This window comes from Variovorax sp. Varisp53 (assembly GCF_059491555.1).
The window spans coordinates 3,084,223-3,108,849 of the sequence record NZ_CP168512.1; the positions used below are offsets into that span (position 1 = coordinate 3,084,223).

Below are 24,627 nucleotides of genomic sequence, written 5' to 3' on the forward strand. Positions count from 1 at the left end.
AAAAAGGGGAGGAGGGCGGGCGCGTCAGAAGATGTCGGGTTCGGCCACCGGCTTGCCGAAGCTGGTTTCGAGGAAGTCGAAGTCGCAGCCTTCGTTGGCCTGCTTGATGTGGCGGCCGAACATCCAGCCGTAGCCGCGCCCGTAGCGGGGCGGCGGCGGCGTCCACGCGGCCTTGCGGCGGGCCAATTCCGTGTCGTCGACGTCGAGGTGGATGCGCCGTGCGGGCACGTCCACGGTGATGCGGTCGCCGGTCTTCACCAGCGCCAGCGGGCCGCCGATGGCCGCCTCGGGCGAGCAGTGCAGCAGGCAGCCGCCGTAGCTGGTGCCGCTCATGCGCGCGTCGGACAGGCGCAGCATGTCTGTCACGCCCTGCCTGAGCAGCTTGGTGGGAATCGGCAGCATGCCCCACTCGGGCATGCCGGCGCCGCGCGGGCCGGCGTTGCGCAGCACCAGGATGTCGTCGGCCGTCACGTCGAGTTCGGGGTCGTCGACCGCCTTCTTGAGCGACGGATAGTCGTCGAACACCAGTGCGCGGCCGGTGTGCCGCAGCAGGTGCGGCGCGCAGGCGCTGGGCTTGATCACGACGCCGTCGGGCGCAAGGTTGCCGCGCAGCACGGCCAGCGCGCCTTCGGCGTAGATGGGGTTGGCGAGCGGACGGATGACGTCGTCGTTGTAGACCTCGGCGCCCGCGATGTTCTCGCCGAGCGTGCGGCCGTTGACCGTCAGCGCTTCGGTCTTCAGGTGGCCTCGGATGCGCTCCAGCATCGCCGACAGGCCGCCGGCGTAGAAGAAGTCTTCCATCAGGTAGGCGTCGCCGCTGGGGCGGATGTTGGCGATGACGGGCACGCGGCGGCTGAAGTCGTCGAAGGCGTCCAGGCTCACCGCATGGCCGGCGCGGCGCGACATCGCGATCAGGTGGACGATGGCGTTGGTGCTGCAGCCCATGGCCATCGCGCAGGCGATGCCATTCTCGAAGCTGGCGCGCGTGAGCATCTTCGCGGGCGTCCAGTCTTCCCACACCATGTCGACGATGCGGCGGCCGCAGTCGGCGCTCATGCGGATGTGGTTGGCGTCGGCCGCGGGAATGCTGGAGGCGCCCGGCAGGGTGAGTCCGACGGCCTCGGCGATGCCCATCATGGTGGCCGCGGTGCCCATGGTCATGCAGGTGCCGTGGCTGCGCGCGATGCCTGCTTCCATCTCCGCCCAGGCCTGGTCGCTCAGCCGGCCGGCGCGGCGCTCGTCCCAGTACTTGAAGGCGTCGGAGCCCGAGCCCAGCACCTTGCCCTTCCAGTTGCCGCGCAGCATGGGGCCGGCGGGCAGGTAGATGAAGGGGATGCCCATGCTGATCGCGCCCATCGTGAGGCCGGGCGTGGTCTTGTCGCAGCCGCCCATCAGCACCGCGCCGTCCACCGGGTGGCTGCGCAGCAGCTCTTCCGTTTCCATGGCCAGGAAGTTGCGATAGAGCATGGTGGTGGGCTTGACCATGCTTTCCGACAGCGAAATGGCCGGCAGTTCGAGCGGGAAGCCGCCGGCCTGCAGGATGCCGCGCTTGACGTCGTCCACCCGCTGCTTGAAGTGCGAGTGGCACTGGTTGGCATCGCTCCAGGTGTTGACGATGGCAATGAGCGGCTTACCCATCCAGTCGGCGTGGCTGTAGCCCATCTGCAGCACACGCGAGCGGTGGCCGAAGGAGCGGAAGTCGTCGGGTGCGAACCAGCGTGCGCTGCGCAGGGATTCGTAGGGGCGTTTCATGGGGGTGTCTCTGTGGGCGCGAGGCGCGGCGGGGCAATGCCGGCGGGATTAAAACACTAATATATTAGTACGTCAATGCCACAATCCGGCCCGATGAGTGCCCTTCCAAAATTTCGACTCGACCGCACCCGCCTCGCCGCGCCGCAGGTGACGGAGAAGCTGCGCGACGCCATCCTCTCGCTGGACCTGGTGCCGGGTACCGTGCTGGCGCGGCAGGAACTGGCCGATCGCTTCGGCGTGAGCCAGACCCCGGTGCGAGAAGCGCTGCTGCGGCTCAACGAGGAAGGACTGGTGGACGTGTTCCCGCAGCACGCCACGCTGGTCAGCCGCATCGACATCGCGGCGGCGCGGGAGGCGCATTTCCTGCGCCGCTCGATCGAGCTGGAACTGGTGCACCAGCTCGCGCTGGAGGCGCCAGCGGGGCTGGTCGAGCAGATGAAGGCCGTCATCGCGCAGCAGGTGGCGTTGTCGACAGCACAGCGCTATGGCGATTTCGTCGGCGCCGACCGCGCCTTCCATCACCTGATGTACGAGGCCGGCGGCGTCGCCAGCCTGTGGGAGCTGGTAGGGCGTGTCTCGGGCCACGTCGACAGGCTGCGCCGCCTGCACCTGCCCACCGCCGGCAAGACCGAGGCGATCCTGCGCGACCATCGCGCCATCGTGCGCGGCATCGAGGCGAAGGACCCGGCGGCCGCGCAAGCGGCATTGCGCAGGCACCTGTCGGGCACGCTCAGCGCGGTGGACGAGATCTGCCGGCAATATCCGGACTACGTGGCCACGTCCTGATCGGAACCATTCGCCAGATCACCGCCACCGCTTGCAGCCGCAGGCCAGGGCGGCTATCTCGCGCAGGATTCTCCGCGTTCTGAATTTAACATAATGCACATTGTGTTCATTTCAGATGAGCACAACGAGGCACCCCCAGCCGGTATCAACGCTTCAGCGCGCCCCCCGAACCCCGGCCTTCGTAGTTCACGCCCTTCGTCTGCTTGACCTCGATCTTCTTCGCGTCCGGGCACGGCTCGTTCGAATAAGCGACCTTGCCGCCCTGGACGCACTTGTAGATCGAATGCTGCGCCATCGCGCCAGACGCGAAACCCACCAGTCCAAACGCCAGCAACATGGCGCCCGCCGGCCTCACCATTTGCCGTCCTTCGGGATCGCCTTGGGCGCATTGGCTTTGGCTGCCGCCGCCGCAGTGATCAACGACGCCGCTTCCGGACGGTTCGCCTTGTTGGCAAAGTCGACGGCCGTCATGCCCAGCTGGTTCTTCATCGTCGTATCCGCGCCTTCGGCCAGCAGCAACTTCACCGCCTCGCTCGAGCCGTACATCGCAGCCATCATCAGCGGCGTGGTGCCATTGGGCGATTGCGCATCGATGAATGCGTAGTTGTCGAGCAGCACCTTCATGATGGTCAACTGGCCGCTGGTCGCGGCGTAGTGCAGCGGCGTCCAACCCGTCTTGTTGACCGCAGCGTCGCGCTTCAGCAGTTGTGTGACCAGGTCCTGCTGGCCCTTGATCGCGGCCAGCATCAGCGGGGTTTCGTCCTTGGCGTTGGCCAGGTCCACATTGGTCTGAGGCGACTCGATCAGCACCTGGATCACTTTCGGCGAAGGCTCACGCAATGCGATCAGCAAACCCGTCTGGCCGTGCTCGTCACGCGTGTTCGGATCAAAACCGCGCTGCAGCAGCGTGCGCACGCCGCTGGCGTTGTCTCCACGCACGGCCCGGAAGAAGTCTTCGAACGAACCGGCATGCACTGAAAAAGATGCAGCAAAAACAATAAGGTAAAGCGATTTTTTGATGTAGTTCTTCATGATTTAACATCCCTGAACAACGTTTCGAAGTTGTCGCTCGTGGCCTTGGCGATGGCCTCCACGGGCACTTTTCGCAGCTCGGCGATCTGCCGTGCCACGAACGGCACGTACGACGGATTGTTGGTCTTGCCGCGGTACGGCACGGGCGCGAGATAAGGGCTGTCGGTCTCGATCAGCATGCGGTCCAGCGGCACAAAAGCGGCTACGTCGCGCAGATCCTGGGCCTTCTTGAAGGTCAGGATGCCGGAGAACGAGATGTAGAAACCCAGATCGAGCGCCGCGCGCGCCACCTCGGCGGTTTCGGTGAAGCAATGGAACACGCCGCCGGCCGCCCTGCTGGCGCCGTCCTCGCCCTCCTCCTTGAGGATCGCCAGCGTATCGGCCGAGGCCTCGCGGGTGTGGATGATCAGCGGCTTGCGGGTCTGTTGAGCGGCGCGGATGTGCACGCGAAAGCGGTCGCGCTGCCATTCCATGTCGGAGATGCTGCGCCCGCCCTTGCGTTCCTCCATCTGGTAATAGTCGAGGCCGGTCTCGCCGATGGCGACCACGCGGGGCCGGGCCGACAGCCGCACCAGGTCTTCGACGCTGGGCTCGGCGATGTCCTCGTTGTCGGGGTGCACGCCGACGCTGGCCCAGAAGTTGTCGTAGCTGGCGGCCAGCGCCTGCACGTCGTCGAACTCCTCGAGCTTGGTGCAGATGCAAAGCGCCCGGTCGACCTGCGCGGCGGCCATGGCGGCACGAATCTGCGGCATCTGGTCCGCGAACTCGGGGAACGTGAGGTGGCAGTGGGAATCGGTGAACATCGGAAATGGTGAAGTGCGCGGCGCACTCCCTGGTGGGAGGTGGTGCCGTCGACGGAGTTCCGCGTCACGGGGACGGCGGAAAACTCAGATGGTTTGCGTGGGACGGTCGGAGGCCATCGAACCGCCCAGTGCGGCCTCGATGCGTGCCTTGAGCTGGCGCGATTTTTCGTCGGACGGGAACCGGATCCCCACGCCTGGCGCCCGGTTGCCAGCCGCACGCGATGGCGTGATCCAGGCGACCTTGCCGGCCACCGGATAGCGCTGCGGGTCTTCGGGCAGCGTCAGCAGCACGTAGACATCGTCGCCGAGCCGGTATTCGCGCGTGGTCGGAATGAAGATGCCGCCTTCTGCAAACAAAGGGATGTAAGCCGCGTACAGCGCGCCCTTCTCCTTGATGGCGAGTTGAATGACGCTCGGCCGGGCGGGCGTGGCGTTGGGAACGGCGGAGGCGACAGGTTGGTTCATGGGCGACGAGCGGCAGAGTTTAGGGTGGTTCGCGCTTCGCTCACAAGCGCTTCCAGCATGAGGCCCGCATTGAACGGGTGTTCCGCGGTTCTCGCGGCACTTGCCAACCACTTCCACCCGCGCGCCCGCGCCAGCCGCGACGGCGCGGCGGGCAGGTCGGCGGCGTCGAAGAACCGGGGCGCGGCACCATTGCCGACAGCCATCAGGTCGTGGCAAAGCTTCTGCAGCGCACCGACGGCCTGCGCCGGCGCGTGATCGGCCAGCGCGCCCACGTCGCCACGCGTCATGGCCTTGGGAAGCAAGGACCAGGCCTTGGGCGACTGACCCGAGCGCGCGAGCCGCAAGGCGTCGCTCGGCCGGCCACCGGCGGCGCGCAGCAATGCGGCCGCATCGGCGGCGGGCACGTCCTGCGCGGCCAGCCAGGCTTCGGCCTCGGCGGTTTCAGGCCAGGGCAGCGTGAAGCCCAGGCAGCGGCTGCGGATGGTCGGCAGCAGTTGCCACGCGGCCTCGCTGACGAGCACGAAGCGCACATCACCGACGGGCTCTTCGAGCGTTTTCAGCAGCGCATTCGCGGTGATGGTGTTCATGCGCTCGGCCGGATACACCAGCACCACCTTGCCACGGCCGCGCGCGCTGGTTCGCTGCGCAAACCCGACCGCGTCGCGCATTGCCTCGACGCGGATCTCGCGGCTGGCCTTGCGTTTCTTGTCGTCGATGTCGGCCTGCGCCTTCTCGTCGAGCGGCCAGTTCAGTTCCTGCATGGCGACTTCGGGCATCAGCACGCACAGGTCGGCATGGGTGCGAACCTCGATGGCATGGCAGCTGGCGCAGTGGCCGCAGGCCGTGCCCTCCTGCGTCGGCTGCTCGCACAGCCATGCGGACGCGAGCGCCAGCGCCAGTTCGTACTGGCCGATGCCGGAGGGACCTTGCAGCAGCCAGGCATGGCCGCGCTGGCGCAGCAACTCGGTGAGCGGCTGGCGCAGCCAGGGGGACAGAGCCGGCACGCTCATCGGGCAATTCCGCTGTTCAGCACGCCACGCGCCACCAATGCCGTTTCAACCTGCTGCCACACCTGGTCGCGCGACTGGCTGGCATCGATGCGCACGAAGCGCGTCGCATCAGCGGCCGCGCGGGCCGCGTAGCCCCGGGCGACGCGGCTGAAAAACTCGACGGGCTGGGCTTCGAACTTGTCGGGCACGCGAGCGCCGGCCAATCGCTGCGCGGCGATCCCGGGCGCGAGGTCGAACCACAGCGTGATATGCGGCTGAAGCAGCGCCGCCCTGCCCGCCTCCGCCTGCACCCATTGTTCGAGCGTCGAAAGCACGGCTTCATCGAAGCCTCGCCCCGCCCCCTGATAGGCAAAGGTCGCGTCGGTGAACCGGTCGCACAGCACCACGTCGCCACGCGCCAGCGCCGGCTCGATGACCTGCGCGATGTGGTCGCGCCGCGCCGCGAACACCAGCAGCGATTCGGTCAGCGGGTCCATCGGCTGCTCGAGGATCAGCCCGCGCAGCGTCTCGGCCAGCGGCGTACCGCCTGGCTCGCGCGTGCGCACGACCTCGCGGCCCTGCGTCCTGAACAGAGCCTCCAGCGCATCGAGATGGCTCGACTTGCCCGCCCCGTCGATGCCTTCGAGCGTCAGAAACAGGCCGTTGTCACTCATTGGGTTGCCTTCGGTTTGGAATCGCTGCCGCCGCCGCGCTGATAGCGGTTGACCGCGCGGTTGTGGTCGTCGAGCGAACTGCTGAACTGGCTTGTGCCGTCGCCGCGCGAGACGAAGTACAGCGACTTGCTCTGCGCGGGCTGCACCGCTGCCAGCAGCGCGGCTTTGCCGGGCATGGAAATCGGCGTCGGCGGCAGCCCGCCGCGCGTATACGTGTTCCAGGGCGTGTCGGTCAGCAGGTCTTTCTTGCGCAGGTTGCCGTCGAAGGCGGTGCCCATGCCGTAGATCACCGTCGGGTCGGTCTGCAGCGGCATACCGATGCGCAGGCGATTGGTGAAGACAGCCGCGATTTCCGAGCGGTCTTTGGCCTTGCCTGTCTCCTTTTCGACAATACTGGCCAAAATAAGCGCCTCATCGGCCGATTTCAACGGCAGATCGGAGGCGCGGGCGGCCCAGGCGGCTTCGAGCTTCTTGTCCATGGCCCGCATCGCGCGCTGCATCAGGGCGATGTCGGTCGAGCCTTTCGAGTAGGTATATGTGTCCGGAAAGAAGCGCCCTTCCGGGTGCAGGCCCGGCTTGCCCAGCCTGGCCATCAGCGCCTCGTCGGTCAGGCCCACGCTGTCTGGCTTGAGCTGGTCGGCCTTGGCGAGCGCGGCGCGCACCTGGCGGATGTTCCAACCCTCGACCAGCACCAGGCTGCGCGTGGCTTCCTCGCCGCGCACCAGGATGTTGAGCAGTAGCTTGGGCGAGACGCCGCGTTCCAGCTCGTAGCTGCCGGCGCGCATCTGGCGGTCTTGTCCCGAGATGCGGAACCACAGGTAGAGCAACTGCGGCTGCACGTCGACGCCCGTGTCGGCCACGGCTTGTGCGATGCCGCGCGGCGTGGTGCCGGGCTCGACAGACAGGTCGACGCTGGGCGCCGGCAGCTTGAGCGGCTGGTGTACCCACCAGAGACCGGCGCCGCCAAGCGCGAGCGCGATCAGGGCGGCAAGCAGGAAAAGCGTAAGGAAGAAGCTGCGCACGGATCCGATGTGGGGAAGACGGAAAAAGCCGGAGAAAACCGGTGGATTCGCAGGCTGCAGGGAAGGAGCCCCTGCCGCCCCGAAGGAACAGGCCCGGCCATGATAATTCAGCGATGACCACAGTCGTTCTCAATGGCGTGACCGCCCTCTCCCACCTCGGTGTGATCCGTGCCGAGGGCCCGGACGCCGCCAGCTTCCTGCACGGCCAGCTGACCCAGGACTTTTCGCTGCTCGGCGCCTCCGACGCCCGGCTGGCTGCGCTGTGCACCGCCAAGGGCCGTGTGATCGCAAGTTTCATCGGCATCAAGCCGCAACCCGAGCTGATCCTGCTGGTGTGCAGCCGCGACATCCTGGCCGCGACGCTCAAGCGCTTGTCGATGTTCGTGCTGCGTGCCAAGGCCAAGTTGACCGATGCCACCGACCAGTTTGCGCTGTATGGCCTGGCTGGCACTGCCCTGACCGGCAACGGCCTCGACGCCGCCGCCTCGCCCGGCAAGCGCACGGCCGTCGGCGATGACGTCAGCGCCGTGTCGCTGTATCCAGCCGACGGGGTGCCGCGTGCGCTCTGGATCGCGCCGGCCGGCCACGCCGCACCCACGGGCCCCGCGCTCGATGCCGCCCTGTGGCAGTGGAGCGAGGTGCGCAGCGGCATCGTGACGCTGACCACGCCGATCGTCGACGCCTTCGTGCCGCAGATGATCAACTACGAATCGGTCGGCGGCGTGAACTTCAAGAAAGGCTGCTACCCCGGCCAGGAAGTGGTCGCGCGCAGCCAGTTCCGCGGCACGCTGAAGCGGCGCACCTACCTCGTGCAGGCCGATGCGGCCGTCTCCGCCGGACAGGAGGTGTTCGCGGCCGCCGATGCCGAGCAGCCCGTGGGCATCGTGGCGCAGGCCGCGCCGGCGCCAGACGGCGGCTGGTCCGCGCTGGTCTCGATGCAGATCGCCGCGCTCGAGGCCGGTGGCCTGCGCGCGGGCGCGGCCGACGGCCCGGCACTCACGGTCGATCCGCTGCCCTACCCCCTGCTCGAGGACATCTGAGTCTCCCATCCCCCCAACGCCCTTGAAGAAAAGGGGCGTTCGGCGCTATCGAACAGATGGCGCCATTTTTTTGCGCGTCGTTTAACCCTGCCGCCGATGCAGCGCCGTAGAAGCCTGCACCGATCAACTCCCGGCAAGGAAGACACCATGAAGCGCAGACTCTTTTCCACCGCCTTGGCCCTGAGCGCCGCGGCCTCCTTCTCGGCCTGCGCGCAGAGCCCGGAGCGGCCTTACGCCCCGCCCACGCCGTCCAGCCGCATCGGCTCGCTGATGCAGATCAGCGTGGTCGACCGCGGCACCGGCACCGAACTGCCGATCTACCGCCACCGCGGTGAATACTGGGTAGCCGGTCGCCCCGGTGCGCGCTACGCCATCCGGGCGCGCAACACGATGGGTGAACGCATCATGGCCGTGATGTCGGTGGACGGCATCAATGTCGTCACGGGTGAAACGGCCGGTGTCGGGCAGAACGGCTATGTGTTCAGCGGAGGCGAACGCAGCGACATCACTGGGTGGCGCAAGAGCGATTCGCAGATCGCGGCCTTCGAGTTCGCCGCGGCCGGCAACTCCTATGCGAGCCGCACGGGCCGCCCGGACGACGTGGGCGTGATCGGCGTCGCGATGTTTCGCGAGCGCATGCCCGAGCCGCTCCCGCCGCCGGTCACGCCTTTTCCGTACCGCGACGAACACGGCGAGCGCGAGCGCCGAAGCGAGTCGTCGTCCCTGGGCGATGCGCGCGCGAAGGCGCGTTCGGCCGACGGTGCCGCCGCGGCGGCGGAATCCCCCGCGGGCAGCCTGCGCCAGTCCGCGCCCAGCCCGAGCCTGGGCACCGCGCACGGCCGCCGCGAAACCTCGTACGTCGGCAAGACCACCTTCGAGCGCGCGCAGCCGTCGCCCGACGAAGTGGTCCGCATCCGCTACGACAGCCGCGAGAACCTCGTTGCCGCGGGTGTGATCCCGGTGCCGCCCGCGCCGCGCTGGCCGCGTCCGGCCGGTCCGTCGCCGTTCCCGGGTTCGGAGCCGGGCTACGTGCCGGACCCGCCCGCGCGCTATTGAGGAGAAGAAGGAAGAAGGGACCGGCGCATCTCGATGTGCGGGATGCCGGCCTCCTCGAAGCCGTCGCCGTGCGGCACATAGCCCAGCCGCGCATAGAAACGCTCGGCGCTGCGCTGCGCATTCAGCGCCACCACGCTGTCGCCGCGCGCCCTGGCGGCGTCTTCGAGCACCTGCATCACCGCAGCGCCATGCCCGCCGCTGCGCAGGTTGCGGTGCACCGCCATGCGGCCGATGTGCGAGACGCCGTTCTCGGCCGCCAGCAACCGCCCTGTGGCGATGACCTGCCCGATGCGGTTGCGCGCCACCGCGTGCAGCACCACGGCGTCCTGCGCGTCCCATTCCATCGCTTCGGGAATGTTCTGCTCCTCGATGAACACCGCGCGCCGCAGGGCGCCAGCGCCTTCGCCGAGGGTGGCCCAGTCGCCGGTCTCGACGGTGCGCATCGTCTCGCCGGCCTCGTAGCCGGTCAGCACTTCTCGCAGCACAGCAGGCACCGGCTTCGAGGTCTGCGTCGCCGGGTCGGCGAACACGTAGACCAGCTCGCAGCCGACCAGGAACTGGTCCTGCCGGAACAACCCGCCCTCGAACACCATCGAAGAATTGCCGATGCGCGCGCAGCGCACGCCCATGTCCAGCATGTCGTCCATGCGCGCCGAGGCGCGGAAGTCGATGGTGGCCTTGCGCACGTAGAGGTCGCCGCCCAGCGCATGCATCGCCTCTTCGTACGGCAGCGCCAAGGCGCGCCAGTAGTCCGAGATGGCGGTGTCGAAGTACATCAGGTAGTGCGCGTTGAAGACGATCTTCTGCATGTCGACTTCGGCCCAGCGTACGCGCAGGCGGTGGAAGAAGCGGAAATCGCTGCGTTGCATTCTTGTCTCCGGAAAGGGTTGGAATTGTAGGAACCGGACGCTTCAGCCCCGAGCGCCTGCGCCCAGCGCCAACAGGCTCTTGCGCACCGCACGGCCCTTGCCACCGAGCTCGAGCCCTGCCAGCAGCTCCAGCGTTGGCGCGGGCAGCGTCCGCTGCGAACTCAGCGCAATCTCGAGCAGCAGTTCCATCAGCGCAGCCAGGTCCTTGGGCGGATTTCCGGCATCGGCCGCCAGCATGTCGCAGAGAAGGTCGAAGACCGGCGCAGCCAGCCGTGTATCGGCCCGTACCGCCGCCTCCAGGCTCTTGCCATGGCGCTTGGCCATCGTGAGCGACGACGCCAGCAGCGCACGCAATTGCGCTCCCAGCGCCGGCACGTCGAGCCGGCCTTCGGTAAAGGATTGCACCAGCGCATCGACCGCAAGCGCCGTCTGGCCCGGCTCCTTGCCGGCGAGCGCCAGTGCAAGCAGCAGCACTGCCATCGGCTGCGAAGCAGTGACGGGGACCGTGGGATCGAGCAGCGGCATGAGGTAGGCCCGGTTTTGCCACTGTGCTTCCCACCAGTCGAGGTTGTTGCCTATCTGCCGGCAGCCATCGGCGAAGAAACTCTCAAGCGACGACGGCAGCACCGTGGCGGCATGGCGCAACAACGCCTCGTCATGGGCGCCGTCCATGCCGGCGCGGCGCACGGCCACCAGCGCGTGCGGCGTGTCCGGGTGCACCGCGGCGGACGCCAACTGCAAATCGTGGTGAATGTAGGTCTTGCCTTCGTAGGTGGAACTCCTGGCATTCACCGACCATGTGTAGCGGGCTGCGCTCGCCCCGTCGGGCCCGAGGTCACCCCAGGCATCCAGCACGCGCGAATCGTCGCCGCCGGGGTGGCGGATGCGTGCCGCGGTCGCGAACAGGGCCTGTTGCGCCTCGTCCGCCTTGGCGGAAATGGCGACGCCATCCTCGCCCAGCGCGTGGCGCAACGCGCGCACCAGAGGGGCATCGGCCAACTGGCGAGCCTTCTCGCGCAAGATGGCTGCGCCTTGTCCCTGCGGCGGAGCCAGCCGCAGCATGCCCCGCACCTGCTCGCCCAGGCATGGCTGCGCCCCGCGCCCCTGATACGCCGCAATGCGCTCGATGAACACCGCCGGGTCGATGAACCCGCGCGCATGCGTGGCCGATGCCAGCGGCGCGAGGCCCCAGCCCTGCGCGGCCTGATTGATCAGGTCGTCCACCCGCAGAGCCAGAAATTCGTCGGCCTGCGGTTTCTGCAGGCCGCTGCGGTGCGGGTTGTCGCGCAGATCGGGCAACCGCTCTGCGCTCGCGACGAAGACCAGCAGCCTCGCCAGCCGGCTCGGCACCTCGCTGCGCAGCAGCTTGCGGGCACGCTTGACCACCGGCGCGCACTGCTTCACCAGCGCTTCCGGCAGCGGTGCCATGCGCACCAGCGCTTCGACGACGCGCTCCAGTTCGTCGGTGTCGTTGGGGTTCTCCAGCACGAAGGCCAGCCGTTCGGTCAGCTCGGCGGGATCGGTGACAGGCGCGAGCGCGCGGCCGGCGTCGAGCGGATCCATCGGGCCGCTCCCCATCGGCAATGACCCGGCCGTTGCCGGCGCAGGGGCCGCGGCGTCGGATCCGACGCCGCGCAGCGCCCCAAGCGCCGGTCGGTTGACCGTTGCCACGCTGCCGATGTGTGCCGCCAGCTCACCGCGTGCAGCGTCGTCCATGCCCCAGGCATCGAGCCGCTCGATGATCTTCTTCTGCAGTTCGGCCGCCTCGTGCACCAGTCCGTGCAGCGCCAACGCCGAGGCTTCATGTGCCAGGGCGGGTTCTCGCTTGACGACGGCCTCGACCAGCTTCAGCGCCGCATCGACCTGCGACTTGGCGCTCGCATAGAACACCGGCCTCAACGCGCCCAGCAGCGAGGCTCCGTCGATGTGCTTCGCCGCATGCAGCGTTTTCAGCGCGCCGAGCGCCAGTGCCACGGTCGGCGGAATGCGGCTCTGGCAAAGGCCCAGATAGCGCGCGGCAAGGGGCGCCATCTCGCTCGCGGAGGGAGCCAGGGTCTCGTGAAAGCGCGAGAACCAGCCCGCGCGGAATTGCGGCCAGTCTTTCTCGAGCGTGCCGAGGGCCCTTTCGAGCAGTTGCTCCCGCGTGAATTCGCCCCGCGCCACGCCCTCGATGAAGATGTGCGACCAGGAGTTCTCCGGCGAGTGGTTGTATTTGTCCACCGCCGACAGGTTGTGCTCGCTCGTTCCCTCCACATCGAACAGGCGGAGCACGGCTTGATACAGGCCGGGGTCGCGGTCGAAATGCCGGTCCATGGTGGCCGAGCGATACGAGGCACGCGGCAGGGCCATCAGGCCAATGGCGTAGTCGTCGCCCTGCGGCCGGTCGATCAGCCCCGCGGCCACCAGGTTTTGCACCGGCAGGATGTGGGCGACGAAAGTGCGCAGCGTCGCTTCGGCCGCCTTTTGCAGTGCGGCACGCCAGCCGGCGGCGTCGATGCCGAACCGCTTGCATAGCGCCGCGGCAGTTTCCGGGTCGAGGGCGACCTGGGGACCGGCGTGATCGAGCAAAGCCTCGGGTCCCATGCAAACGACCATGGCCCCCTGCAGGGCGCGGTATTGCGCCGCCTGCGCCTCGCCGCCCCACTGGCGTGCATACGGGCTGCCTTGCCAGTGGCTTGAGCGCATGATCTGGCCCATCTTCTCGAGCGATTCGGCACATGCCTTGCGGCCGGCCGCTGGCATGGCCTGCAGGGCGGCGATCGCGGCCTCGAAATCGCCCCGGTGCACCGCCTGTTCCAGCGCGCCGGCCGGCACTAACACCGGCAGTTCTTCTGCGTTTCTCATCGATCGCCTTCCGCAGCCGAGGCTGAAGCCTCCACCGCCAATACGTGCTTGCAGGGGCCGCGCTCGCCCTGGTGCTTTGCATACCAGGGGCAGGTGCAACGCAGTTCGCCGTCGATCTCGCGCACGCTGTACACGCTGCCCGCACTGCTCACCTGAGCCTCGACCGGGCTGGCATTCGCGATGCTGACGGCGCCGCGAGCCAGGAGTTCGCGCGCATCGGCCAGGCGCGGATGCATGTCCTCGACCGACGACAGGTCGAACGGCAGCACACGGTGGAAGTAGCGCCGCTCGACCACGTCGAAGCCCACCAGGCCCGAAGCACCGAGGATTCGCAGGCTGTCGTCCACGCTCGCCTCGGTGATGCCCAGCGTGTACGCCAGGGCCGCCGGGTCGATTACCGTCTGCCAGTTCAGCTGCGCTCTCACCAGCGCCACCGCGCGTTCGTCGTCCATGCGCATCAGTGCGCGCAGCGCCTGCCCTTCGCCCGAAAAGCCGCGCCAAGGCTCCGCACTGAGCGCCAGCGTGAGCCGCGCGCCGGGAAACGCGAGTACCCATGCACTGGCCTGTTGTGTCTCGTCGGCATGCACGGCGAGGCTGCGCGCCTTGGGCAGCAGTGCTTCGAGCACCCGCAGCCGGCTGGTGTCGGTCACGCGCACGCCCTGCGGATGTGGCCGCGTGGTGGTAAACGGCCCCTTCGGCGAGGGCGCCACCCAAAGGGGAGTGCGGCTGGTCGATGCCTTGGGCAGCGTGCGAAGAAAACGCAGGCCCTCCAGCCCCTTGAGTTCTAAGCGAGGCCGCATGCCGGCAAGGTACGACTGCACCTCGACCATGCCGCGCAGCCAGCGCAACGGCAGCGCCACCTTGCGCTCGACCACCTCGCCGCCGCCCGATTGCAGCGTCAGCGCGTCGCGCCCGACCGACAGTGCCAGCCCGTCGGCGTCGCGCAGCCGGGCCAGCGCGGCGCGCATCGGGGCGTTGAAATCGACATTGGTCGTGCCCTTGCCGACCACCTGTCCGTCATAGGCATCGGGCAGCAGGTCCACACGCACATAGCAGCTGCAGCAGGCCGAGAAACCCTCGAAGCGCAACAGCTCGCCGCCGGCCGTGACCACGGGATCGGCCAGCGCGACGGCGCGCGCAACACTGTTGGCTGGCGTGAAGAAGCGCGAGCCGACCACCAGGTGAACGGCGCTGAGCAGTTCCGCGTAGAGCCGGGGCTGCAACAGGCGGCCCTCGAAGAAATGCGGATGCGCCGTGCCGCCATCGGCCTGCAGGCTGGACGTTGCCAGACTCAGCCGCGGGCCCGACGGCTCCGCCAGCGTGGCCGACATGTGCGCGTACCGGTAGGCGTGTGTGACAGCGCTCAAGGCTGCAAGGCCTCGCGCAGTGCGCGGGCCGCGTCCTGCTGCGCCTGCAGCGCCTCCGGAATCGCCCGCCCCATCTTGATGAATTCGTGGATCACGCCGCGGTAGATCTCCAGGTCGACCGGCACGCCCGCGGCGCGCAGCTTGTCGGCGTAGGCGATGCCTTCGTCGACCACCGGATCGCATTCGGCCAGGCCGATCCAGGCCGGCGCCACGCCCTCGACATCATCGGCCAGCAGCGGCGCAAAGCGCCAGTCGTCGCGGTCGGCCGGCGTGCGGACGTATTGCGCGAAGAAGAAATCGATCATCGACTTGGTCAAGAGCGGACCATCGACATGACGCAGATGCGAGGCCGTGTTCTGGTGCGCGGTGGTTCCGGGGTAGATCAGCATCTGCAGCGCGAGCGGCAGGCCCGCGTCACGCGCAAGGATCGCGCAGACGGCCGCCAGCGTGCCACCTGCACTGTCGCCGCCCACCGCCAGGCGCCGCGGATCGACACCGACGCGCCCGCCTTCGCGGGCCAGGAAGGCGAAGGCGTCCCATGCGTCGTTGGACGCGGTGGGAAACTTGTACGCCGGCGCCAGGCGATAGTCGACCGACACCACGGCGCAGCCGCTCTTGAGGCTCAGCACGCGGCACAGCGTGTCGTGCGTGCGGATGTTGCCGACGGTGAAGCCGCCACCGTGAAAGTACATCAGCGCGGGCAGCGCGTCGACGGACGGCGCATACAGCCGCGCCGGAATCGCATGCCCGTCGCGTGCCTCGATGCTGAAGTCTTCGACCCGCGCCAGTTCGGGCTTGGGTACTTCGAGCACGCCGGCGCCCTTTTCGTAGGAGGCCTTGGCCTCCTCGGGCGTGAGCCGGTCGAGCGGGGGGTGGCCGGCGCGCGCCATGCGCTCCACCACGCCGGCCATCTTCGGTGTGAGCCGCGTGGCCGGCGGTGTTCCGGTCGCGACAACGGCAAGGGTTTCTTTCGTGTGCAAGACTGATCGCTCTTGTTAGATTGGGCTGGTCGGCAATCGTACTGCCCCAGGGCACATCCACATTCATGGCACTCATCCAATACCTCACCCAGATCCAATTCGAATTCGGCGCGATCAAGCTGCTGTCCAGCGAATGCGCGCGCATCGGCATCAACCGCCCGCTGATCGTGACCGACGCCGGCGTGCGCGCGGTCGGCGTGCTGCAGAAGGCGCTCGATGCCATTTCCGACCTCGAGGTCTCGGTGTTCGACCAGACGCCCTCCAACCCGACTGAGGCCGCGGTGCGCGCAGCCGTCGAGCTGTATCGCAGCGGCCGCTGCGACGGGCTCATCGCAGTGGGCGGCGGCTCGGCCATCGACTGCGCCAAGGGCGTCGCCATCGCGGCCACGCACGAAGGCCCGCTCAAGACCTACGCCACCATCGAAGGCGGCTCGCCCAGGATCACCGAGCGCGCGGTGCCGCTGATTGCGGTGCCCACCACCAGCGGCACGGGCAGCGAGGTGGCACGCGGCGCCATCGTCATCGTCGACGACCACCGCAAGCTCGGCTTCCACAGCTGGTTCCTGATGCCCAAGGCTGCCATCTGCGACCCCGAGCTCACGCTCGGCCTGCCGCCCAGGCTCACGGCCGCCACCGGCATGGATGCCATCGCGCATTGCATGGAGACATTCATGTCGGCCGCGTTCAACCCGCCCGCAGATGGCATCGGCCTCGACGGGCTCGAACGCGCCTGGGGCCACATCGAACGCGCAACAAAGGACGGCAGTGACCGCGAGGCGCGCCTGAACCTCATGAGCGCATCGATGCAGGGCGCCATGGCCTTCCAGAAGGGCCTGGGCTGCGTGCATTCGCTGAGCCACAGCCTTGGCGGCGTCGATCCGCGCCTGCACCACGGCACGCTCAACGCCCTCTTCCTGCCCGCCGTGATCCACTTCAACTCGGGTGCCGAATCGGTGCAGAAGGAGCAGCGCCTGCAGCGCATGGCGCAGGCCATGCACCTCGATTCGGCCGGCGATCTCGGCGACGCCATCCGCGACATGAACGCGCGCCTCGGCCTGCCCAAGGGCCTGGCCGAGGTGGGCGTGACGCCCGCGATGTTCGAGCAGATCATCGATGGCGCCATGGCCGACCACTGCCACAAGACCAATCCGCGCCTGGCCACGCGCGACGACTACAAGGCCATGCTCGAAGCCTCGATGTAAGGGCTTCTTCTACGCCTGTTTTCAGAGGGGAATGCGGCCCGTGCCGCCCCTGCGCGTCATGTATATGACATAAGGAATTTCTAGACTGCCCATCGAAGGTTTCGCATCCGCAGAAGCCCCATGGGTCAGGGAAATTCCGAATGCCGCGTACCGTCCAAGTCCACACCGTGCTGAGCTCCGAGCAGCTCAAGTTCCGCGCCATGCGGGGACGGGAGGGGCTCTCGCAACTCTTCGAGTTCGAGGTGGACATGGTCAGCACCAGCTTCAGCCTCGACCTGAAGCAACTGCTCGGCACCTCGCTTACGCTGGAGCTGGCCGACGAAGGCGCGCCGCGCTTTCTCAACGGCACGGTGGTGCGCTTCGAGCTTGTAGGCCGCGCCAACGAAACCGGCCGTCACTACATCTACCGCGCGCTGGTGCAGCCGTGGCTGTGGTACCTCACGCGCACCACCGATTGCCGCATCTTCCAGAACAAGAGCGTGCCCGAGGTGCTCGACGAAGTGCTGGGCAAGTACGGCTTCCAGTTCGACAAGCGCCTCACGGGCAGCTACCCCGCCATGGAGTACTGCGTGCAGTACCAGGAAAGCGACTTCGCCTTCGTGAGCCGCCTCATGGAGCACGAAGGCATTGCCTACCACTTCGAGCATGGCAACGGCTCGCACCTGCTGGTGCTGGCCGACGACACCGGCAGCTACAAGCCGCTGCCCGGCCACGCCAGCATCGCCTACCGCCCGCGCGACCGCGTGCTCAATGCGCTGGAGCCCTGTATCGACCAGTGGCGCGTGGCCGAGCAGATCACCTCGGGCCGCGTGATGCTCGACGATTTCGACTTCAAGAAGTCGCGCGCCTCGCTGCAGAGCGTGCAGCAAGACCCGAAAGCCCATGAGCATTCGACCTACGAGGTCTACGAATGGCTGGGCGGCTACAGCGAGCACCAGCAGGGCGATGCCTACGCCAAGGTCCGCCTGCAGGAGCTGCAGTGCGCGCACGAGCTGGCCTCGGGCCACACCAACGTCGTCGGCATGGCGCCGGGCTATCTGTTCGAGATGACGCACTGCCCGCGCGAATCGGACAACCGCGAATACCTCGTCACCGAGACCCGCTACAACCTGCAGGAGCCCGAGTACTCCACAGGCGGCAGCAGCGAATCGGTGTGCGAGTTCGACTTCACCGTGCTGCCCTCCTCCGTGGCCTACCGCCCCGCACGCACCACGCCGCGCCCGCGCACCAACGGCCCGCAGACCGCCACCGTGGGCGGTCCCTAGGAGATCTGGACCGACCGCTTCGGCCGCGTGAAGCTGCAGTTCCGCTGGGACCGCTACGGCCAGTCGGACGAGAACAGCTCGTGCTGGGTGCGCGTGTCGAGCAACTGGGCCGGCGCCAACTACGGCACCATGCACATGCCGCGCGTGGGCCAGGAAGTGATCGTCGATTTCATCGGCGGCGAGCCCGACCGCCCCATCATCACCGGCCGCGTCTACAACAGCGACCAGATGCCGCCATGGGAGCTGCCCGCCAACGCCACGGCCAGCGGCATCCTCACGCGCTCCAGCGCCGGCGGTGCGGCCAACCAGGCCAACATGCTGCGCTTCGAGGACCGCTCGGGCGCCGAGCAGATCCTGCTGCACGCCGAGCGCAACCTCGATGTCGAAGTGGAAGCGGACGAAACCCGCGACGTGGGCGGAAACCGCACCAGCGTCATCCACGGCAACGAAAAGATCGACGTGCTGGGCACGCGCACCACCACCATCACCCGCAAGGAAACCGCCACCTACAACGGCGGCGAAGAGCGGCTCGTGAACAGCGGCGGTGTCGAGACCATCAACGGCGGGCAGACCCGCACCGTCAACGGCGGCGAGACCGAGACCATCCACAGCGGCGAAACGCGCACCGTGACCGGCGGCCGCACCGAGACGATCTCCGGCGGCGAAACCCGCAGCATCACAGGTGGCCAGAGCGAAACCATCGCGGGCGGCGAATCCCGCACCATCACCGGTGGCGCGACGTGGACCATCACCGGCGGCCTCACGGCCACGGTGGACGGCGCGGAGATACTCAACACCAAGGGGCCGCGCACCGAGAACATCACCGCAGGCGAGACCCGCAACATCACCGGCACCGTCACCGAGAACGTCAGCGTCGAGATCATCGTGAACGCGCCGAAGGTCACCTACAACGTGCCGCAGCACACCATCAGTTCCTCGCAGGAGAACAACTGGCGGGTCGGGCGCGCCAGCGGCTGCGTCTTCCGCTTCGGCGCGGTGGCCACCTCCTTCGACGTCTGGGGCGCGAGAGCGCAGATCTACGCGGCCCTTAACCTGCAGCTGGCAGCCGTGAAGATCGACATCTCGGCCTTCAAGAACAAGGACAACGGGCTCACCCTCGAAACCTCGGGCGCCAACGTGAAGGCCGCGGGCGCCAAGATCCGCAGCGGCGGGCTGGCGATCCAGGCCAAGGTCATGAGCATCTTCAGCTGAGCACGACGACCTTGCCCATGCAGTTCTGGTTGCCAGTTATTTCCGGTGTGCTGATCGTCCTCTTCCTGGCGTTCGTGATCGTGCACACCGTGCGCAGCAACAAGCCCTACCGCGAAGAAGAACAGCGCTACGAACGGCTCGCGACCCAAGGTCAGCCCGCCAGCGCCCAGGTGCTGGCCCTGCGGGAGCTGGCGCAAGGCACCTACGACAACGACGTCGAACTGCGAGTGCGCACAGCCGCCCTGGCCGGTCGTCCACCACTGGAACAGACGCTCAAGACCCGCATCGCGCGCGAGCTGGTGGTCAATTTCATGCCCGGCCGGACGATCCACGTACTGGTCGACCCGGCCGACTCCACGGCCGTGGCCATCGACCGCCGGCAGTCGACCACGACCATTTCCCGCTGATCGCGCGCGCATCTCCTGTTTCATGAAAGTCATCAAGCCGCTCCGGCTCAGCGTACTGAGTCGCCCCTTTCCATGGCAGCGCCGCCAGCGACTGGGCCTTACCGTGATCGCCATGACGGGCATGGATGCCGTGCCCGTGCTCCATCCCGATGCCGAACTCTGGCCCCTGGTCGCCGAGGAGATCGGCGAGCAAGGTGTGCTCGACCTGGGCATGCCCAAGCGCAGCGCGGAGTTTCTTGTCACCGGCCACGCCTATACCGCGCACCAGCAGACCCGCAACCAGTGCATGGTGAAGATGCGCGTCGGCACGATCGAGAAAAGCCTGCGCGTGTCGGGTGACCGCTACTGGCTCGACAAGCGCGCCACCCCGCCGCAGGCCTTCGACAGCATGCCGCTCGACTGGCAGCACGCCTATGGCGGCGCGTCGTTCGCGGACAACCCGCTGGGCATCGGTGCCGACGAGGAGACCATCAACGGCGTGCGCACGCGCCGGCTTCCGAACATCGAGTCACCCGATGCACCCATCCAGCGCCACGACCAGCGGCTCTCGCCGGCCGGCTTCGGCGCCATCGACGTGATGTGGCCCCGGCGCTTCGCCCGCATCGGCAAGGACTATGGCGACCGCTGGGCGAAGGAAGACTTCCCGGCCTTCTCCGGCGACATGGACTGGCATCTCTTCAACGCGGCACCCGAAGACCAGTGGTGGCGCGACGCCGACTGCGTTCCCGGCGCAGCGCCCTACGAAATCTGGAACATGCACCCGCACAAGCCGCATCAGGAGGGCCGGCTGCCCGACTGGCGTGCACGCTGCTTCCTCACGCTGGCGTCCGAGGCCGGAGGGACCACCTTCACCGACGTCCCCATGCGGATGACCACCGCCTGGTTCTTCCCGCACCGCGAGCGCATCGTGCTGATCTATCACGGCGTGGCGGACATCCGGGAAGATGACGCGGCCGACGTCGTCCACCTGATGCCCGCTCTCGAAGAAGCAGGCGCCGAGCCGCTGCCGGTCAGCCACTATCAATCCGTCCTGCAGCAGCGACTGGACCCGGAAAGCGGCGCACTCTACAGCTTTCGTGATCGCGATCTGATTCCCGCCAGAGCAATCGCCCCCTGGCTCGACACCTTGTCGCTGAAAGACCGTCCGCTCGGCCCGCTGGCGAGCAATGCACATCGGCACGGCGCGTGGATGCGCGAGCAGATGCGCCAGAAGATGATCGACGACGGCCAGGACCCCGAGCGCTACTTTCCGCCACCGGACCCGGCCGACGAACTGCCCACACTGGACGCCCTGCCCGAATTCATCGCGCGCAGCAAGCGTCTGCAAGAGGAAGCCAAACAGAAGCTGCACGAGCAGCGGCAGCAGCTGTCAGAGACGCTTCGCGCGGGCGCGGCCGAAACCGGCTCCACGGGGCCGGACATGAGCCCGCTGCTCGCGCTGGCCGAGGGCCGCGAGCGCTCCGCGCTCAAGGGGCCTCCCGCCGCGGCAATGACGCCGCATCTCCGGAGCATGGGTGCATCCATCTCGGAAGTGCCGGGGACGCTTGCGGCCGACATGGCTCCAGTCACAGAACTCCTGGGCCGCGGGGAGTTCATCGCCGCGGCGCAACGCAAGATGTACCTGAGCAGCGCCCACCATCAGGACGCTGCCGACCCGATGACGCCGGAGCGGGCTGCCGAGACACGCCAACAGGTAACGGCGATCCTCGCCGGCAACCGCGATTTCTCGGACATGGATCTGACCGGTGCCGACCTGTCGGGCATGGACCTGAGCGGCGCGCACTTCCGCGGCGCTCTGCTGGAGAGCGCCAACCTGCGCGGCGCGCGGCTCGACGGCGCCGACTTCTCCCGCGCGGTGCTCGCGCGCGCCTGCCTCGACGGCGCCTCGCTGCGCGCAACGCTGCTCGAAGGAGCCAACCTCGGCTTCGCCCGGTGCCGGCAGACCGTGTTCGTCGGCGCGCGTCTGCGCAATGCCACGCTCGAAAACATCCTGTGCGAAGACTGCGACTTCAGCGCCTCGCAGTGGGAAGACAACACGGTGGTCGAAGCCTCATTCGCGCGCTGCCGCTTTCACCGCGCAAGCCTCAAGGTGGTCATGTTCCTGGAGAAGGTGCGGCTGGACCAGCTCGACTTCGAAGAGGCGGAGCTCTTCAAGCTGCACTTCGTGCGCTGCAAGCCCGGCGCGATCGGCTTTGCTGCGGCCAGGCTCGACAGCTGCGTGTTCGTCGACGTGGAGGCCGACGGGCAGATGGATTTCGCGCGCGCGAATCTGCGCACCACCTGCGTCGTGGGCACGAGCAGTTTTCGCGAGGCGAAGTTCCAGGGCTCCCATCTGCGCGAGTGCAGCCTGCGCGCGGTGGCTCTCTCCGGCGCCAGCTTTGCCGATGCCCGGCTGGACAACAGCGACTTCTCCGGCTGCGACCTCACGCGCGCCGATTTCTCGCGCAGCAACGCACGCGACTCGCGCTTCGTGCGCGCCAATCTCCAGCACGCCAATCTGCGCGACGCCGACCTGATCGACGCGAGCTTCCAGAAGGCCGACTTTCGTTTCACCGACCTGCGCGGCGCCAACCTCTTCCGCGCCGACGTCTCCCAGAGCCTCATGGACGGCACCACGCTGCTCGACGGCGCCTATACGCACCTGGCCAAGGTCTATCCGTTGCGCCAGGAAGCCTCGGCCGCATGACGCCGCACCGGTTGCAAACCATGGTGCAGCGTGGCGAACCGATCCGGGAGCGAAGCTGCAAGGGCTGGCGCCTCGACGGAATGGATCTTTCCGGCGGCGTGTTCATCGAGGTCGATTTCGACGGCGTGAGCTGCATCGGCACGCGCTTCGAAGAGAGCCAGTTCGAACGTTGCACGCTCGGCGGCGTGCGGCTCAACGACGCACAGCTGAAGAAGGCCGCCTTCTCCCAATGCGCGCTCACGTCGGCTGACCTGACGGCCGCCGTGCTGGACGACGCCGTATTCCATCGCTGCAAGCTGCCGGGCAGCGACTTCTCGCAGGCCAGCGTGGTCGACACCAAGTTCATGGAAAGCACGCTTTCGCGCAGCCGCTTCGCGGGCGGGCTGCTGGACCGGACGCTCTTCTTCCAGTCGCCACTGGACGGTGCCGATCTCTCGGGCACCCGTCTGGACAAGGCGGTGTTCTACCAGGTCGACCTGCGCACGACCGCGCTCGCCAGCGCGCGTTTCGAACGGGTCGTCTTCGTCGAGTCGCGCCTCGGTGGCCAAGATTTCTCGAGGCACCACTTCCTGCTGTGCCAATTCACGGATGCGGACCTCGAAGGCTGCAACTTCGAGGGGGCGCACATGGCACAGTGCAACTTCAAGGGCGCCAGCCTGCGCGACGCGGTTCTGCGCGGCGTGCATGCGCCGCAGGCGCTCTTTCCCGAGGCCGACCTGAGTAGAGCCGACGCGCGCGGCGCGCATTTCGACCAGAGCCTCTGGATCGAGGCAGTGCTCGCAGGCACCGATTTCGGCGGGGCCAGCATGCAGCAATGCATCTTCCACCGCGCCGATTGCACCGGCACCAGCTTTGCCGGCACGGACCTCACCTACGCCGACTTCTCCGAGGCCATGCTCCCGGGCGCGAATCTCGACGCCCGCCTCTTCCGCACCCAGCTGCACGGGGCACGCGACGTTCCCGACGCCTTGCGCGGCAATGCCGGCGTGCTGCCCAACGACCCCGACCTGTTCGAGGCGCAGCGCTGGTCCGCGCACCGCAAGCTACATCCCACCCCGTTCACGAAAGGCGAAACCCGATGAAGAACATCGCAGCATTGCGCAGCTCCCAGGCAGGCACCGCCGACGCTCCCGTGCAGCGCCTTGGCAAGGTGGTCGAGTTCCTGGCCGAGGGGTCGCTGTACCGCGTCGAATGCGAGGACGGTGCCTGGCAATGCCGCCGCGCCGCCAGCTGCCTGCTGCGGCCCGAGCCGGGCGACACGGTACTGATCTCGGGTCCCGACCGCTACCACGTCTACCTGATCGCGGTGATCGATCAGGCCGACACCAGCGCGGCGCGCATCGAGACCACCGGCCGCCTCGTGCTGGCCGCGCCCTCGGGCGGCGTGCAGATCGAAAGCGGCGAGACCATCCGGCTGCAATCCGCCAAGGCAGTGGAGGTCAGCAGCGAGCGCTTCGCACTCAATGCGAGCGAGGCCGATTGCAAGGTGGACCAGCTCAACTACGTCGGCAGCACGGTCCGGGCCATGACGGCCAGCATCCACGTCGTCGGCAGGTTGTGCGAGACCGTCATGGACCGGCTGGTGCACATCAGCCGCACGGCCTTTCGCATGACCGAGCAGACCGAGCAGCTGCGGTGCGGCCAGCTCGATTACGAAGCCGCCGACCTTGCCCGCATCCATGCGGCGCAGACGGTAGTCACGGCGCAGGCGGTCGTGAAGGTCGATGCCAAGCAGATCCACATGGGCTGAGCCCTTTCAGGAAAAAGGAAAGGAACCGACACCATGTTTGCCAACTGCCAGATGATGGGCATCGACCTGGCCTTTCCCGACGTGTGCAAGACACCACCGGCCATTCCCATCCCCTACCCCAACTTCGCGCTCGGCCCGACCGCGATACCCAATGCGTGGAACATCCTCTTCATGTTCGCGCCAGCGCACAACCTCGCGACCGTCACGCCGCTGACCAACGGCGACAACCCCGGCGTGACGCTGGGCGTGATCTCGCCTTCGGTCATGGGCCCTTCCCGCCACATCACCGGCTCGTTCACCGTGCTGTTGAAGGGCAGCCCGGCCACGCGCATGACGAGCCTGTCGGTGCAGAACCGCAGCAACGCGATCGGCATGCGCATCGTGCCCAGCCAGTGCAAGGTGCTGATGCTCGCTGCCTGACACGTC

21 protein-coding genes and 1 pseudogene are annotated in these 24,627 nt (G+C 67.7%); 10 read left to right on the forward strand and 12 right to left on the reverse strand.

The annotated features are described in order from the left end of the window. Window positions 1–24 precede the first annotated feature (24 nt). Window positions 25–1,752, reverse strand: a complete 1,728-nt coding sequence (gene araD / locus ACEOAB_RS14460; protein ID WP_056597034.1) for an L-arabinonate dehydratase — start codon at window positions 1,750–1,752, stop codon at window positions 25–27. 93 nt (window positions 1,753–1,845) lie between these two features. Between araD and ACEOAB_RS14465 the strand changes: the two genes are divergently transcribed. Next, window positions 1,846–2,538 carry a GntR family transcriptional regulator gene (locus ACEOAB_RS14465; RefSeq protein ID WP_056597035.1) on the forward strand — a complete coding sequence of 231 codons (693 nt, stop codon included), beginning with the start codon at window positions 1,846–1,848 and terminating at the stop codon, window positions 2,536–2,538. Window positions 2,539–2,683: 145 nt separating this feature from the next. Here ACEOAB_RS14465 and ACEOAB_RS14470 read toward each other — a convergent pair whose 3' ends face one another. The 7 genes from ACEOAB_RS14470 to mltG form a co-directional block, all read right to left on the reverse strand. Continuing rightward, window positions 2,684–2,875, reverse strand: coding sequence for a DUF4124 domain-containing protein (locus ACEOAB_RS14470; protein WP_235508055.1), 192 nt, complete (start codon window positions 2,873–2,875; stop codon window positions 2,684–2,686). 14 nt (window positions 2,876–2,889) lie between these two features. After that, window positions 2,890–3,570, reverse strand: a complete 681-nt coding sequence (locus ACEOAB_RS14475) for an ankyrin repeat domain-containing protein (protein WP_007827713.1) — start codon at window positions 3,568–3,570, stop codon at window positions 2,890–2,892. After that, window positions 3,567–4,373 carry a TatD family hydrolase gene (locus ACEOAB_RS14480; protein ID WP_056597039.1) on the reverse strand — a complete coding sequence of 269 codons (807 nt, stop codon included), beginning with the start codon at window positions 4,371–4,373 and terminating at the stop codon, window positions 3,567–3,569. The genes ACEOAB_RS14475 and ACEOAB_RS14480 overlap by 4 nt, the downstream gene beginning before the upstream one ends. A gap of 84 nt (window positions 4,374–4,457) precedes the next feature. Beyond that, the gene (locus ACEOAB_RS14485; protein ID WP_007827708.1) at window positions 4,458–4,838 is read right to left on the reverse strand and encodes a PilZ domain-containing protein; all 381 of its coding nucleotides are present in this window, start codon (window positions 4,836–4,838) and stop codon (window positions 4,458–4,460) included. Then, window positions 4,835–5,848 (reverse strand): DNA polymerase III delta subunit-related protein, encoded by a 1,014-nt coding sequence (locus ACEOAB_RS14490; RefSeq protein WP_495653805.1) that lies wholly within the window; start codon window positions 5,846–5,848, stop codon window positions 4,835–4,837. Before ACEOAB_RS14490 ends, ACEOAB_RS14485 begins: the two co-directional genes overlap by 4 nt. Beyond that, window positions 5,845–6,501, reverse strand: coding sequence for a dTMP kinase (tmk, locus tag ACEOAB_RS14495; protein ID WP_056597043.1), 657 nt, complete (start codon window positions 6,499–6,501; stop codon window positions 5,845–5,847). The genes ACEOAB_RS14490 and tmk overlap by 4 nt, the downstream gene beginning before the upstream one ends. Next, window positions 6,498–7,523 (reverse strand): endolytic transglycosylase MltG, encoded by a 1,026-nt coding sequence (gene mltG / locus ACEOAB_RS14500; RefSeq protein WP_056597045.1) that lies wholly within the window; start codon window positions 7,521–7,523, stop codon window positions 6,498–6,500. Before mltG ends, tmk begins: the two co-directional genes overlap by 4 nt. Window positions 7,524–7,636: 113 nt before the next feature. Here mltG and ygfZ point away from each other — a divergent pair, with 113 nt between their 5' ends. Together ygfZ and ACEOAB_RS14510 are read left to right on the forward strand one after the other, a co-directional pair. Next, window positions 7,637–8,563, forward strand: a complete 927-nt coding sequence (gene ygfZ / locus ACEOAB_RS14505) for a CAF17-like 4Fe-4S cluster assembly/insertion protein YgfZ (protein ID WP_056597047.1) — start codon at window positions 7,637–7,639, stop codon at window positions 8,561–8,563. Window positions 8,564–8,710: 147 nt separating this feature from the next. Beyond that, the gene (locus tag ACEOAB_RS14510) at window positions 8,711–9,619 is read left to right on the forward strand and encodes a hypothetical protein (protein WP_495653806.1); all 909 of its coding nucleotides are present in this window, start codon (window positions 8,711–8,713) and stop codon (window positions 9,617–9,619) included. On the opposite strand, the gene ACEOAB_RS14515 is transcribed toward ACEOAB_RS14510, so the two are convergent. Genes ACEOAB_RS14515 through ACEOAB_RS14530 form a run of 4 tightly spaced genes read right to left on the reverse strand, consistent with a single transcriptional unit; the run spans window position 9,613 to window position 15,610 of the window. Beyond that, complete coding sequence (locus ACEOAB_RS14515; protein ID WP_413749066.1) at window positions 9,613–10,488, reverse strand: YbgC/FadM family acyl-CoA thioesterase; 876 nt, start codon at window positions 10,486–10,488, stop codon at window positions 9,613–9,615. The two genes, ACEOAB_RS14510 and ACEOAB_RS14515, sit on opposite strands and share 7 nt — an antisense overlap. A gap of 42 nt (window positions 10,489–10,530) precedes the next feature. Then, a complete protein-coding gene (locus ACEOAB_RS14520) occupies window positions 10,531–13,332 on the reverse strand; it encodes a DUF6493 family protein (protein WP_495653807.1) in 2,802 nt (933 codons plus the stop codon). Further along, complete coding sequence (locus tag ACEOAB_RS14525) at window positions 13,329–14,699, reverse strand: SWIM zinc finger family protein (protein ID WP_495653808.1); 1,371 nt, start codon at window positions 14,697–14,699, stop codon at window positions 13,329–13,331. Before ACEOAB_RS14525 ends, ACEOAB_RS14520 begins: the two co-directional genes overlap by 4 nt. Continuing rightward, window positions 14,696–15,610, reverse strand: a complete 915-nt coding sequence (locus tag ACEOAB_RS14530) for an alpha/beta hydrolase (RefSeq protein ID WP_413749079.1) — start codon at window positions 15,608–15,610, stop codon at window positions 14,696–14,698. The genes ACEOAB_RS14525 and ACEOAB_RS14530 overlap by 4 nt, the downstream gene beginning before the upstream one ends. Window positions 15,611–15,744: 134 nt before the next feature. Here ACEOAB_RS14530 and gbd point away from each other — a divergent pair, with 134 nt between their 5' ends. The 7 genes and pseudogenes from gbd (at window position 15,745) to ACEOAB_RS14565 (ending at window position 24,621) form a co-directional block, all read left to right on the forward strand. After that, window positions 15,745–16,881, forward strand: coding sequence for a 4-hydroxybutyrate dehydrogenase (gbd, locus tag ACEOAB_RS14535; RefSeq protein ID WP_413749069.1), 1,137 nt, complete (start codon window positions 15,745–15,747; stop codon window positions 16,879–16,881). A gap of 200 nt (window positions 16,882–17,081) precedes the next feature. Next, a pseudogene (locus ACEOAB_RS14540) lies at window positions 17,082–19,358 on the forward strand (type VI secretion system Vgr family protein). 17 nt (window positions 19,359–19,375) lie between these two features. Further along, complete coding sequence (locus tag ACEOAB_RS14545) at window positions 19,376–19,765, forward strand: DUF3592 domain-containing protein (RefSeq protein WP_413749071.1); 390 nt, start codon at window positions 19,376–19,378, stop codon at window positions 19,763–19,765. Window positions 19,766–19,787: 22 nt separating this feature from the next. Beyond that, window positions 19,788–22,451 carry a DUF2169 family type VI secretion system accessory protein gene (locus ACEOAB_RS14550; protein WP_413749072.1) on the forward strand — a complete coding sequence of 888 codons (2,664 nt, stop codon included), beginning with the start codon at window positions 19,788–19,790 and terminating at the stop codon, window positions 22,449–22,451. After that, window positions 22,448–23,533: a pentapeptide repeat-containing protein gene (locus tag ACEOAB_RS14555; protein WP_413749073.1), complete on the forward strand. Its 1,086-nt coding sequence runs from the start codon at window positions 22,448–22,450 to the stop codon at window positions 23,531–23,533. Before ACEOAB_RS14550 ends, ACEOAB_RS14555 begins: the two co-directional genes overlap by 4 nt. Further along, complete coding sequence (locus ACEOAB_RS14560) at window positions 23,530–24,201, forward strand: DUF3540 domain-containing protein (RefSeq protein ID WP_413749074.1); 672 nt, start codon at window positions 23,530–23,532, stop codon at window positions 24,199–24,201. Before ACEOAB_RS14555 ends, ACEOAB_RS14560 begins: the two co-directional genes overlap by 4 nt. 33 nt (window positions 24,202–24,234) lie before the next feature. Continuing rightward, a complete protein-coding gene (locus tag ACEOAB_RS14565) occupies window positions 24,235–24,621 on the forward strand; it encodes a DUF4150 domain-containing protein (protein ID WP_056597071.1) in 387 nt (128 codons plus the stop codon). Window positions 24,622–24,627: the final 6 nt, after the last annotated feature.